10 protein-coding genes and 1 pseudogene are annotated in these 12,499 nt (G+C 62.6%); 8 read left to right on the top strand and 3 right to left on the bottom strand.

The genetic code is table 11. The features are described from left to right. Positions 1 to 116 precede the first annotated feature (116 nt). The 6 genes from MNOD_RS38115 to MNOD_RS38090 all read left to right on the top strand — a co-directional run bounded on the left by MNOD_RS38115 (position 117) and on the right by MNOD_RS38090 (position 6,226). Entirely contained in the window at positions 117 to 956 is an 840-nt protein-coding gene (locus tag MNOD_RS38115) for an amidohydrolase family protein (protein ID WP_015934267.1), read from the top strand. 164 nt (positions 957 to 1,120) lie between these two features. After that, positions 1,121 to 2,521, top strand: a complete 1,401-nt coding sequence (locus MNOD_RS38110) for a dicarboxylate/amino acid:cation symporter (protein WP_015934266.1) — start codon at positions 1,121 to 1,123, stop codon at positions 2,519 to 2,521. A gap of 87 nt (positions 2,522 to 2,608) precedes the next feature. After that, entirely contained in the window at positions 2,609 to 3,691 is a 1,083-nt protein-coding gene (locus MNOD_RS38105) for a YeiH family protein (protein ID WP_015934265.1), read from the top strand. Positions 3,692 to 3,750: 59 nt separating this feature from the next. Further along, positions 3,751 to 4,956 carry a SorA family sulfite dehydrogenase catalytic subunit gene (gene sorA / locus MNOD_RS38100; RefSeq protein WP_015934264.1) on the top strand — a complete coding sequence of 402 codons (1,206 nt, stop codon included), beginning with the start codon at positions 3,751 to 3,753 and terminating at the stop codon, positions 4,954 to 4,956. A gap of 10 nt (positions 4,957 to 4,966) precedes the next feature. Continuing rightward, a complete protein-coding gene (gene sorB / locus MNOD_RS38095; RefSeq protein WP_015934263.1) occupies positions 4,967 to 5,299 on the top strand; it encodes a SorB family sulfite dehydrogenase c-type cytochrome subunit in 333 nt (110 codons plus the stop codon). Positions 5,300 to 5,482: 183 nt separating this feature from the next. Continuing rightward, complete coding sequence (locus tag MNOD_RS38090) at positions 5,483 to 6,226, top strand: sulfite exporter TauE/SafE family protein (protein WP_043753827.1); 744 nt, start codon at positions 5,483 to 5,485, stop codon at positions 6,224 to 6,226. A gap of 394 nt (positions 6,227 to 6,620) precedes the next feature. Here MNOD_RS38090 and MNOD_RS38085 read toward each other — a convergent pair whose 3' ends face one another. The 3 genes and pseudogenes from MNOD_RS38085 to MNOD_RS38075 all read right to left on the bottom strand — a co-directional run bounded on the left by MNOD_RS38085 (position 6,621) and on the right by MNOD_RS38075 (position 9,974). Further along, the gene (locus MNOD_RS38085; RefSeq protein WP_015934261.1) at positions 6,621 to 7,781 is read right to left on the bottom strand and encodes an AI-2E family transporter; all 1,161 of its coding nucleotides are present in this window, start codon (positions 7,779 to 7,781) and stop codon (positions 6,621 to 6,623) included. Positions 7,782 to 7,923: 142 nt separating this feature from the next. After that, positions 7,924 to 8,625 (bottom strand): annotated as a pseudogene (locus tag MNOD_RS38080) (IS6 family transposase). 386 nt (positions 8,626 to 9,011) lie between these two features. After that, positions 9,012 to 9,974 carry a LysR family transcriptional regulator gene (locus tag MNOD_RS38075; RefSeq protein ID WP_198157688.1) on the bottom strand — a complete coding sequence of 321 codons (963 nt, stop codon included), beginning with the start codon at positions 9,972 to 9,974 and terminating at the stop codon, positions 9,012 to 9,014. A gap of 234 nt (positions 9,975 to 10,208) precedes the next feature. Here MNOD_RS38075 and MNOD_RS38070 point away from each other — a divergent pair, with 234 nt between their 5' ends. After that, entirely contained in the window at positions 10,209 to 11,513 is a 1,305-nt protein-coding gene (locus MNOD_RS38070; protein WP_015934259.1) for an MFS transporter, read from the top strand. After that, entirely contained in the window at positions 11,513 to 12,454 is a 942-nt protein-coding gene (locus MNOD_RS38065; protein ID WP_015934258.1) for an amidohydrolase family protein, read from the top strand. The genes MNOD_RS38070 and MNOD_RS38065 overlap by 1 nt, the downstream gene beginning before the upstream one ends. Positions 12,455 to 12,499: the final 45 nt, after the last annotated feature.

The raw sequence follows: 12,499 nt of genomic DNA, 5'->3' as shown, positions 1-12,499 counted from the left end.
AATTGTGTCTCTCGATGTCCGGAAAAAGACGGTCGCAGCTCATCGAATTTCCATTGCAACGAGCAGCGGCCGGCCCAGTGACAACTGACTCCCACAGCCGTGCCCGGAGCCATCACATGAAGATCATCGACTTCCGCATCAGACCACCGTTCAAGGATTTTCTCGGCACGGCGATGTATGCGGGAGCCGAGCGCCGGGACCGGATGACGCGATCCATCGGCTTCACGCCATCACTGGCGGCCCAGGAAAGGTCTATCGACCTGCTGATCCAGGAGATGGACCAGGCCGGCGTTACCCACGGCGTAGTCGTCGGACGTGAGTCCGGCAGCCTCGGCTCCGTGGACAACGCGGTCGTGAAGGAGTTCTGCGACACGCATAGCGGTCGGTTCATTCCGGTGGCCTCGATCGATCCGACGGATCGCCGAAAGGCCGCCACCGCCATCGATACCGCCATCGCAGCCGGCTTCAAAGCCTTCAACATCGAGCCCGGCGGTGCGACGGTTCCAATGCACACCGACGACCGCCGTCTCTATCCCATCTACGCGCATCTCGAAGACCGTGGCCTGCCACTGATCATCATGACAGGTGGCAATGCCGGTCCGGACATCAGTTTCACCTCGCCGGAGCACCTTGACCGGGTGCTCGCGGATTTTCCTGCGCTCCGGATCGTCTCCTCTCACGGAAACTGGCCGTGGGTCCACCAGATCCTGCACATCGCGTTCCGCCGACCAAACCTCTATCTCTCCCCCGATTATCTCCTCGCGAACCTTCCGGGCATGGATGACTACGTCCGTGCCGCCGACGGATGGCTGGCGGACCGGATCCTCTACGCCAGCGCCTTCCCGTTCGCGCCCGTGCATGACTATGCCAAGTGGTTCCAGAAGCTGCCGATCAAGCCAGAAAATCTTGAAATGATCATGTGGCGCAACGCCCGGGATCTTCTCAAGATCCTGTAGGGCGGCGGACGCATCAATCAGGTTGGTAATTGCTCACGTAATCAAGACGCGTCTTTTCGCGTCTGGGAACCCCGCAAAAGGGCGCCGGATCCAACCTGCGCTCTTCCGACAAGAATGGTGGTCCAGACGATTGCCACGCCAGTACAGGCAACAGGAGGAAAGTCATGGCTACGCTGAACGGCAGTTTGCACGACCCGCGACGATCGAGCGGTCCCGGCAGCGGAGACGCCGCGAAACGACCGGTCCCGATCTACAAGCGGCTCTATCCGCAGGTGCTCTTCGCCCTGGCGGCCGGGATTGCCCTGGGCCACTTCTATCCTGGACTGGCAGAGCAGATGAAGCCGTTCGGCGATGGCTTCATCAAAATGATAAAGATGATGATTGGCCCCGTCATCTTCATCACCGTCTCTGTCGGCATCGCGAAGATGGGTGACCTCAAGGAGGTCGGCCGGGTCGGCCTGAAGGCGCTGATCTACTTCGAGATTCTCACGACCCTGGCGCTCGTGATCGGCCTCGTCGTCGGCAACGTGCTCAAGCCTGGCGTCGGCATCAATGCAGATCCGGCCACGCTCGACGCATCGAGCATCACGGGTTTCGTGGCCAGCTCGCAGAAGCTGAGCACTGTCGATTTCCTTCTGCATATTATCCCAACTACCTTCTTCGACGCGTTCGCCAAGGGCGAGATCCTGCAAGTTCTGTTCGTCGCCGTGCTGTTCGGAGTTGCGCTCTCGCATTTCAGCCAGCACACCAAGCTGCTCGTGAAGATCCTTGAGGAGGCCTCGCATGGCCTGTTTGGGATCATCGGCTTCATCATGCGCATCGCGCCGCTCGGCGCCTTCGGCGCCATGGCCTTCACGGTCGGAAAGTATGGGATCGGCTCGCTCCAGCAGGTGTTCCTGCTGGTGGTCGGCGTTTACGTGACCTGCATCGCCTTCGTCTTCCTCGTGCTGGGCTTCGTGGCGCGGCTGACCGGATTCAGCCTCTGGCGCTTCCTTGTCTACATCAAGGAGGAGATCTTCGTCGTTATCGGCACTTCGTCGTCCGAGACGGTGCTGCCACGCATGCTCGTGAAGATGGAGAAGCTCGGCTGCGCCAAACCGGTGGTCGGGCTCGTGCTGCCGACGGGCTATTCGTTCAACCTCGACGGCACGTGCGTCTACTTGACGATGGCCGCTCTCTTCATCGCGCAGGCCTTCAACATCGATCTGACGCTCGGCGAGCAGCTCTCGATCTTGGGCGTCATGCTCCTGACCTCGAAGGGCGCTGCCGCGGTCTCGGGTGCAGCGTTCGTGACGCTGGCGGCCTCCATGTCCTCGATCCACCACCTGCCCGTGTCTGGTCTCGCGCTGCTGCTCGGCGTCGACCGGATCCTGGCGGAGGTGCGAGCGGTCACCAACCTGATCGGCAATGGGGTGGGCACGCTGGCGATCTCGAAGTGGGAAAACGCCTTGGATACCGCGCGTATGCAGCAGGTCCTGTCGGGGGAGGCCGCACCGACTGCGGAGGAGGCTGAGCAGGCTGAGAATACCGGGACCACAACCGGGGCCGCCGTGCCGGTGATCTGACGCGCCCAATGGAGGGCATCCGGCGGTGCAGACCGGCTGCCCCATGGCGCGCGGCGCTGGGCGGATGCATCAAACTACGAGGGAGTGATGACCGTGCTTCGGGACGGCAGGCCGTTGATCGACCACAGGCCCATACATGGCTTAAGGCGGCGCGTTGCCGACCTCGCTCCGGGCGTCGCTCTCTGCGCCGCCGTCACCCTCGTCGCCGTCGGTCTGCAGCAACTCGAGGAGCGTGCCTTTGCACACCCCTACGTCGAGGCGCTGGTGATCGCGATTTTGCTTGGAATGGCGGTCCGAACAATCTGGGAGCCGAGCCCGATCTGGCGGTCGGGTATCGCCTTCAGCGCCAAGCAGCTCCTCGAGGTTGCGGTGGTGCTGCTGGGCACGTCGATCAGCGTTGCGGCGATCATCTCCTCCGGTCCGGTGCTGTTCGCAGCCATCGTTGGCACCGTGATCGTCTCCATCCTGGCGAGCTTCGCGATCAGCCGGCTTCTCGGCCTTGCCACGCGCATCTCGATCCTGATCGCCTGCGGTAACTCGATCTGCGGCAACTCGGCGATTGCCGCGGTGGCGCCCGTGATCGGGGCGAGCAGCGACGACGTCGCCTCTTCGATCTCTTTCACGGCGATCCTCGGCGTGCTGATTGTCCTCGGTCTGCCGCTGCTGATCCCTCTCCTCAGCCTCGGCGCGAGCCAGTACGGCATCCTCGCCGGGCTCACCGTCTACGCCGTGCCGCAGGTCCTTGCCGCCACTGTTCCGGCCGGTCTCGTCGCGACGCAAGTCGGCACCCTGGTCAAGCTAGTGCGGGTGCTGATGCTCGGCCCCGTCGTGGTCGGCCTGTCGCTGCTGGCACCGCTTGTCCGCGAACGCGCGCCTAAGCCGGGCAAGGCGCGTAAGATTGATCCCTTCAAGCTGGTGCCGTGGTTCATCCTGGGCTTCCTCTGCCTCGCGGCCCTACGCTCGATCGGAGGGGTGCCGGACGTCGCGGTCGGGCCGATCACCCGGGTTGCGGGTTATCTCACGGTAATATCGATGGCGGCCTTAGGCCTCGGCGTCGACCTGCGGGTGATCGGCCGCGTGGGCGGCCGGGTCACGTTAGCCGTCACGCTCTCGCTCGTCCTGCTTCTGCTGATCAGCCTCGGATTGATTCATCTACTTCGTCTCGGCTGATACGGCGGCTTGCTCAGCGCATTGAGGCATTCGGCCTTGCCCCAACTGAGGAGACTTCCATGCTGCAACGACGCGATGTCCTGCGCGGCGCCGCTATGCTGGCCACGGCCGGCCCGTTTGCCACGCTGGCCCGCGCGGCGGCCCCAGAGAGCGTGACCCTGCCTTTCGGGAATGGCAAGCACCCTCTCGTCGCCTATCCGGGCAAGCGTCCTCTTATTCAGATGACGAGCCGGCCGCCACAACTGGAGACGCCCTTCTCCGTCTTCGACGAGGGCGTGATCACGCCCAACGACGCCTTCTTCGTGCGCTACCACCTCGCCGGCCTTCCCAACGAGATCGATCCTGAGAGCTTCCGCCTGGAGATCAAGGGCAAGGTCGACAGGCCGTTCTCGCTATCACTTACCGAACTGAAGACCCTCGAGACGGTCGAGGTCACGGCCGTCAACCAGTGCTCTGGCAATTCGCGCGGCTTCTTTGAGCCCCGCGTCGCCGGCGGGCAGCTCGCTAACGGCGCCATGGGATGCGCGCGGTGGCGTGGCGTGCCACTCAAGACCGTGCTCGACCGGGCGGGCGTCCAGGCTAGCGCGACGCAGGTGATGTTTGAGGGGCTCGACGGGCCGGTGCTCCCGGCCACACCCGACTTCGCCAAGGCGCTCGACCTCGACCACGCCCGCGACGGCGAGGTGCTGCTGGCCTATGCGATGAACGGCGAGGATCTGCCCTGGCTCAACGGCTACCCGCTGCGCCTCGTGGTTCCGGGCTATTACGGCACCTACTGGGTCAAGCACCTGAACCGCATCACGGTGCTCGATACAAGGCTACAGAATTTCTGGATGAAGGCGGCTTACCGGATCCCCGACAATACCTGCGCCTGCACCAAGCCAGGGGAAAGTCCAGCCGGGACAGTACCGATCAACCGCTTCACCGTGCGCTCCTTTATCACAAATCTACTTGACGGCGATCGCGTGAGGGCGGATGCTGAGACTACGCTGCGCGGCATTGCCTTCGACGGCGGCTACGGTATCTCCGACGTGCTGGTTTCAGGCGACGACGGGCGGAGTTGGACTGCGGCGAAGCTCGGCGAGGATCACGGCCGCTACGCGTTTCGTGGCTGGCAGGCGAGCCTGAGGCTGCCGACCGGCGAGCACAAGCTTCGCGTGCGGGCGATGAACCGGATCGGTCAGTCGCAGCCGCTCGATCCGCTCTGGAATCCGGCCGGTTACATGCGCAATGTCGTCGAGACGACGCGTGTCACGGCGCGCTGAGGGTGCACCGATGACATCACTAATTTCGCGTTTGGCACTTGTGAGCCTCGCTATTCTTGGGCTCTCGTGCGCTGCGGCCTGGATCGAATCGGCCCGCGCCAAGCCCATGACCTATGACCTTCCGGAGGAAACTTCGAAGCTCCGGCCCGGTGCCGGAGTGGAGGTCGCCGAGGCGCATTGCCTCACCTGCCACTCGCCAGACTACATCGCGATGCAGCCGGGTGGGAAAGGTCGTGCCTTCTGGGCAGCCGAAATCAGCAAGATGCTTAAGGCTTACGGCGCACCTATCTCGGATGACGATGCAAAGACAATCACAGATTATCTCGCCACTACGTACCCATGAACGATGCCGACCTTGCTCGCCGGATGCGTAGAAGGATCGGCGGTCCTGTGTCCAGCGGGTTCACGCCGAGCACAGCGTTGCGTGTAGGGCTGCAGCGATGATGCCGGTCGGTATCAGCGAATGCTCAAAGACGAGCGTGCCGAAATCCTGATGTGAATGGTAGCAATCAATAAAGGTCCGGCGGTGAGCGACATCGTTATTTTTCCTCTGTGCATCTGCTTCGCAGGGTTCGTCTCGGGCCTCACAGGCTTCGCATTCGCGCTCATTGCCTCAGGAACTCTTCTATCGATCAAGCCCCCGCTCGAGACGGCAGCGCTCGTTCTGATCTGCAGCATCATCTCGCAGTCCATCTCCCTCGTGCGCCTGAGGACCATACCACCCTGGTCGACGACGGCCTCGATGATCGTCCCGGGTCTGTTTGGGGCGCCTATTGGGATTTATCTCCTGCACGATCTCAGCCCGAATGTCATTAAATGTTTCATCGGTATCTTTTTAATCGGTTACGCATGTGTTGTGATGTGTTTGAGTGCCAACTACAAGATCCGCTTTGGAAACAGCTGGACAGATGGCGTGGTGGGATTCATGGGCGGCATTCTCGGGGGTATTGCCGGCTTGTCCGGCGCACTTCCAACTGCCTGGAGTCTCGTGCGGGGCTGGGAACCCCGGACCCAGCGGGCGATCTACCAGAGCTTCTCGGTCGTTATGCAAGTGTGGGCGCTCGGTATTTTGGCAACTTACGATACACTTCCATCCGCCCTCGCCGCGGATCTCACGATTGCCGTACCAATCCTGCTGGTGAGCGTTTTCAGCGGGCTGATGATGTTCGCGAGAATCGATCAGCGAATGTTTCGGTCGATCGTTCTCCTCTTGCTGGCTGCCATTGGAGCGACAACGTCAGCTGGAGCTCTGCTGGCCTTGTTTCGTTAGGGTCTGCCAGGCGCTGATCAATTGGATGCTGCCATGTTTTTCGCCTCAATATAGGCTTTTTGCGTCAATCACTATGAAATGACCCTTTCCCAACGGACTCTAAGGCCGGCTCTTCTGAAGGTCCGCTATGCCGTCGTGAGCGGCACTTCGCCGAAGACATGTTAAATGACCGCTCAGGGTCAGACTCACCCGTTCAGCGCGGGTGCTGATCGGAATGAAGGGGCAGAGGCAAGCTGAGCCTCAGGGGCGGCAGGGGAGGGACTCTGGTAGTCAGCAGGTGCTGCCGGCGAAGAGGATCGTCCTGCTTGTTAGCATTGACCTAACCGATCAGCTTTTGGGCTGGGCTGATCGAGAAGGGCAGCCAAGACCAAACCAGACGGTTAGGTCATAGATGTTAGGAGCCAATGATGTGACCGACAGGCTTGAGCGGCTCGACGCGGTCGGCCACGATCTTCAGCATAGCCAAAAGCGGCACAGCAAGCAGAGCGCCGGGCACGCCCCAGAGCATGTGCCAGAAGAAAAGTGAGACGATCACCAAAACAGGGTTGAGTGTGAAGCGCTTGGCCAGGAGCATGGGGGTGATCGTCTCACCCTCGGCGATATGGATCAACAAATATAGACCCACCGGCATGAGCGCGTACCAGGGCCAATCGAGGCTGAGCACTCCTGCGACGAAGAAGATGACGAGACCTGCCAGAGGCCCAAGGATCGGGATGTAGTTCAGGAGGAAGGCAGTTGCTCCCCATAGAAGCGGTGTGCCGAGGCCGCAGGCCCACATGGCAAGCCCCGTAGCCACGCCCACCAGGGTATTCATCATCGTGATGGTGAGCAGGTAGCCCGAGATGTTGGTCCCAATTTCATGGGCAATCTCGACGGCCTGACGCTTGTTGGAGAAGCTCGGGAGGACCTCAATAAAGCCGCGCAACAGGCGATCGCCTGAGGCAAGAAGGAAGAAGAGCAAGATCATGGTTGTGAAGAAGCGCACCAGGATCGTAGCAGTGCCTGTCGCCAGATAGCCAGCCAGACCGGAAGCCGGCCGTGTAGTGATGGTTTGGTTCTGCCCCTCCTGCCCTATGGTCCCGGTAAGATTCTCAATGGCATGCAGGCCCTGCTGCAGCAGATCGAGAGGATGGTGCAGGACGGCCAGCTTCTCCTTCAGAAGCGACAGGCTTTCAGGGGCTCGTTGGATCCACACCGATGCCGGGATAGAGATGGTGAAGCCGACACCTGCAATCGCGCCGAACACCACTAGGATCAGCAACGCCGCAGCGAGTGAGTTGGGCAGACGAAGCCGTTCATGCAGGATCCGCATGACGGGCCCGAGTAAAAGCTTCAGGACGAGCGCGAGGACAGTGGGGAGGATAAGCTCTCGACCAAGGTAGAGCGTGTAGACGACCGCCAGCAGACTGAGCACCAGGATTCCAACCGAGCGGACCCCGTGAGGGACTGCCTCGCCGGCTGCGACGGCTTCACGGGCTTCGCGCTCGTCGCGCTCATCGGCACACGCGTTGGCCGGCGAGGGCGAAACCGCACCTTGTTCTCGCGTGACCGCCACTGCCTCCTCCCGGACACCTTGCGCAGACATCAACCGGCTGTACTGACGGAACGATCCACGGCTGACCTGAGCTGCATTCCTTCTCGCCTGGGGCTTGTCACGTTGTTGGACGCGGTCGCGAGGAAACCTGCGCTGGCGCCTTTCAGGCCGCCACGCCAGCCGCGGTGCGCCAGGTCGCGAATGCCTCGGCTCGGAAGAGCCGGTGCGTGGGAGCTGAGACGAGATGGCGAGGAACTGTGAAGACGTTGTAGGTGGCCGCGTGCATCGACAAGAACCGTTGGGCTGAGCAGGGTGACTTGAAGCCCTGCCGCTTTCGCTCTCGTCGTCGCACCGGCACGTGCGAGCTCTCCGCCCGGTTGTTAGCTCGTTTTCGCTGGACGTGCTCCACTCGGCTCAGCTTCATCTCACGAAGCGCGGCTCCGTAGGACGGGCACTTGTCCGTGACCCACGCGTCGGGCGCCATGCCTTGCTTCTTCAGCAGCTTACGCATCAGCTTCTGAGCCGCGCGCCTGTCCCGTTTGGGCTGGACCAGCACGTCCAGCACCTCGCCTTCCGCGTCCACGGCTCGCCACAGGTACATCTGTCGGCCGGCGATCCGCACGAACATTTCATCCAGGTGCCAGCGGCCGTGTGGCTTCGGGCGAGAGGCGCGCAGCCGCCGCGCGATAGCGGGACCGAAGCTGAGCACCCAACGCCGGATACTCTCGTAGGCGACGGTGATGCCGCGCTCGGCGAGGAGTTCCTCGACATCGCGCTAGCTGAGCGTGAATCGGAGATACAGCCAGACCGCACGCTGAATGATATCGGGTGGGAAGCGGTAGCCAGCGTAGGAGGATGTGCTCATTCCCACCGACTACGGCGTAGGATCGGCTGCCGCAAGCCAGGGCACCGCCCAACGTGACAAGCCCGGAGGTGGCGCTCTATCCAGCTGAGCTACGGGTGCATCGACGTTCAGATAGTGTCCGAGATCGAGCAGGATCAATCCCGAAACCAGACAATCGAATCCGCTAACTCGGAGTGGGCCAAAGCCTTGCCGACTGCCGCCGTTCGTTCTCTAGAACCTCTTTTCGCTTTGCTTCCGTGATGCTTACGCGATCTCGAAAGCGATTTTCGTGTTTCTGTCGAGTTTCGCCAAAAACTTGGTTTCACTCGCTTTTTCCAAAACCCTCACTCAGCAAAAAGAGCTTGCCTTTGCCTTCGGAGTGCCGCGCGGGTCGGATTCATTTCGGATCAATCAAATCTCTGCATCGTTGCTTTGAGGTGCTGCAGAAATGTCGTTGTGCTGGGAGAGAGCGGGCGGTCGCGTCGAGTAACTATTCCGTAAGAGCCCATGATGGGCGGCAAGCTGATAGGCAATCTACACAGAAGACCGTGCCGGGTATTGAAGTTTGTGACGTCGGCCGGCATCACCGCGAGCATCTCGCTCTCCTGCAGGAGAGCTATCATTGTCATGATAGATGACGTCTCAACTACGTTGCGCGGTTCGCCTGGTCCAATTTGTGCGAAGATGGGCTCAAGCACCTTCCGCATCGGCGTGCCCGGCGGCAGCAGTGTCCAGGCGGATCCGGCGAGATCGCCCAACCTCAATCGTTCAGAGGCTGCGAGGGCATGGCCGGCACGCGCGACGATCTGAATCGGTTCCTCAGTCAGCTCCTCGTAGTTGAATTCCGGCCGGTCGGCGAGCACCAGCGGACGCGCGAGCAGAACGTCGAGTTCGCCTTTCGCGAGCGCCGGCACCAGCGCATCGCTGGTGCCGACGTCAATGGTGACCGAGAGTCCGGAATGTTGTTGCTTGAGCCGGGCCACCGCCCGCGCCAGCAGCACCGGGATCGCGCTGATGACGGCGCCTATCCGGATCCGACCGGTCCCGCCCGAGGACAGCGACTGCAATTCGAGCCGCGTTCGATTTAGATCCGCCAGCACCAGACGGGCGTGGCGGATGATGACCTCGCCATAGATGGTCGGCTGCATGCCGCGCCGGCCGCGCTCGAACAGCGCCAACCCGACATTGTTCTCCAGATTCTGCAGCAGCTTGGTCGCGGTCGGCTGCGTCATGTTCAGCGCCGCCGCAGCCTTGCGCAGGCTTCTCGCTTCGCTCAGCGCGATCAGCAGCAGCAATTGACGGCTCTTCAGGCGTCGGAGCATGGCAACGCCCTCGCCGAAGTCGCGATCGATGTCATCGAGAGCAGCCAACGTCATCGCCCCACGCATGTGATGCCAAAAACGAGATCACCATATCATATATTGCGATTATTCAGGAATACAACACTTCCTTATGGTGCTCCCCAAACACCGGTTGGCGGCATGCATCGCCAGCCGCGGGGACGACACGTCTCTCCGTCGTCGGATCCGGCGACCTGAACGGCGGCGCTCCCGATGCCGGAATCCGGTCCGCTCGGACCGCGACAGGACAAAAGGGGAAACGCCATGACGGGATTGGACCAAACCCATTCCGACCTCGCCAGCGACGGCATCGCGACACCCGTGGCCAGCACGGTGCGCTGGCGTATCTTCGGCATCATCTTCGTGCTCGTCGTGATTAACTTGATTGACCGGGTGACGCTCTCGATCGCTATGCCGACCATCGCCAAGGAATTCGCGATCGAGCCGGCGATGCAAGGGCTTGTGCTCAGCGCCTTCTTCTGGAGCTATGCGCTGCTACAGATTCCGGGCGGCTGGCTGATCGACCGCTTCGGTCCGCGCGCTCTGATCGCCGGTGCCACCGTCGGCTGGGGCTTTTTCCAGGCCGTTGCCGGCCTCGCCACCGGCGGAGTTTCGCTGCTCGCCAGCCGCATCGGGCTTGGCGCCGCCGAAGCACCGCTGTTCCCGGCGGGCGCCAAGCTCAACTCGATCTGGCTATCGCCAAAGGAGCGCGCCCGCGGCGCGGTGCTCGTCGACAGTGGCGCGCCGCTCGGCGCGGCCTTCGGTGGCGTGATCATCGCCTGGCTCATTCTTTCGCTCGGCTCCTGGCGCACGGCTTTCGTCGTCGCCGGCCTCGTCACCATGCTGCTTGGCGTACTGGCCTGGTGGTATCTGCGCGACGACCCGACCGATCATCCCGGCGTAAATGCTGGCGAACTTGCGGCGATCCAGGCAACCGCCGGGCCGGCGACGGGTGTGGTCACGGCAGGGCCGCGCGGCATCGCCGCGGGTTCCTTCGCTGCGATCCTCGTCGGCCGGATGAGCTGGGCCATGATTAATTTCGGCCTCTTGACCTGGGGGCCGAGCTATCTCGCCCAGGCTCGCGGCTTCGACCTGAAGCAGATGGGCGGAGCGACCTTCGTGATCTTCCTCGCCGGCATGGTCGGCTCGCTGACCAGCGGCTTCCTGGTGGACCGGCTGCTGGCGCGCGGCTTATCCCGCGGCGTGGTGTACAAATGGGCGCTGGGGCTGACCGGCCTTGGTGTGATGCTGGCCTTCCTCGTCCTGCCGCAGGTCGCAGATCCAGTCGCCGCGGTGGCGCTGTTGTCGGCGACGCTGTTCCTACTCTACTTCGGCAGCCTGTATTGGAGCCTGCCGGCGATCCTGGCGCCGAAGGACAGGGTCGGCGTCGTCGGCGGCGCAATGAATTTCGCCGGCAGCGCCAGCGGCATCGCCATTCCCATCATCACGGGGCTGATCCTGCAGGCGACCGGCGCCTACCTGATGGTGCTGTATTTCTTCGCCGCCTGCGCCGCGCTCTATGTGGCGGGCTCGCTGCTGATCGACTTCAAGCCGGCCGAGGCGCGCTGATGGAACGGGACACGCTCTGGACCGGTCCGGTCGTCGACGCCCACCAGCATTTCTGGGATCCGCTGATCAATCCGCATCCCTGGCTGCGGCCCGAGGCGAGGATCCCGTTCCGCTACGGCGACTATTCCGCGATCAAGCGGCGCTATCTGCCGAACGACTATCTCGCCGACGCCGCGGGGCACGACATCCGCGAGACGGTCTATGTCGAGACCGAGTGGGATCCGTCGGGGCCGATCGACGAGACGCGCTATGCGAGCTCGCTTGCCGAGCGCTACGGTCTGCCCAATGCCATCGTCGCCCAGGCTTGGCTCGACCGCTCCGACGTGCAGCCGGTGCTCGCGGCGCAGGCGGCGTTCCCGCTGGTACGCAGCGTGCGCCACAAGCCGGGCGGTCCGGCGAGTCCCGATCGGGTTGGCCAACAGCGCACGCTGATGTCCGATGACGCCTGGCGGCGTGGCTATGCTCTGCTGGAAGGTCACAGCCTGCATTTTGATCTGCAGACGCCATGGTGGAATCTGCACGAAGCAGTGCGACTTGCGCGCGATTTTCCGCGCACGACGATCGTTCTCAACCATGCAGGCCTGCCATCGGACCGTAGCGCCGACGGACTGAAGGGCTGGCATCGGGCGATGGCGGCCTTCGCCGAAGAACCCAATGTGCGGGTTAAGATCTCCGGCATCGGCCAGCCCGGCCGCCCGTGGACCGTGGCGGACAACGGCTGGATCGTCGAGGAGATCATCGCCCTGTTCGGGCCGGCGCGCACGATGTTCGCCAGCAATTTCCCGGTCGACAGCCTCTGCGGCACGTTCGACACCATCTGGTCCGGTTTCAAGCAGATCGTGTCGCGCTATTCGATCGAGCACCAGCGACGTCTGTTCTGCGATACCGCCCGCGAAATTTATCGGACCGGCGCCCAACCTCGCGCCGTGGCGGCCCAATGATGCGCCACGGTTCGCCTCGAAGCGATCGGGCCAAGAGCTGAAACA

It is taken from the genome of Methylobacterium nodulans ORS 2060 (genome assembly GCF_000022085.1).
GTDB classification, from domain to species: Bacteria; Pseudomonadota; Alphaproteobacteria; order Rhizobiales; family Beijerinckiaceae; genus Methylobacterium; species Methylobacterium nodulans.
The sequence above is the reverse complement of the archived record's forward strand: the minus strand, read 5'-3'. Positions and strand labels throughout refer to the sequence as shown.

Excerpts from the sequence above, each read along its gene's own strand:
- MNOD_RS38115 (WP_015934267.1), top strand. The coding sequence starts at position 117 with ATGAAGATCATCGACTTCCGCATCAGACCACCGTTCAAGGATTTTCTC.
- MNOD_RS38110 (WP_015934266.1), top strand. The coding sequence starts at position 1,121 with ATGGCTACGCTGAACGGCAGTTTGCACGACCCGCGACGATCGAGCGGT.
- MNOD_RS38105 (WP_015934265.1), top strand. The coding sequence starts at position 2,609 with ATGACCGTGCTTCGGGACGGCAGGCCGTTGATCGACCACAGGCCCATA.
- sorA (WP_015934264.1), top strand. The coding sequence starts at position 3,751 with ATGCTGCAACGACGCGATGTCCTGCGCGGCGCCGCTATGCTGGCCACG.
- sorB (WP_015934263.1), top strand. The coding sequence starts at position 4,967 with ATGACATCACTAATTTCGCGTTTGGCACTTGTGAGCCTCGCTATTCTT.
- MNOD_RS38070 (WP_015934259.1), top strand. The coding sequence starts at position 10,209 with ATGACGGGATTGGACCAAACCCATTCCGACCTCGCCAGCGACGGCATC.
- MNOD_RS38065 (WP_015934258.1), top strand. The coding sequence starts at position 11,513 with ATGGAACGGGACACGCTCTGGACCGGTCCGGTCGTCGACGCCCACCAG.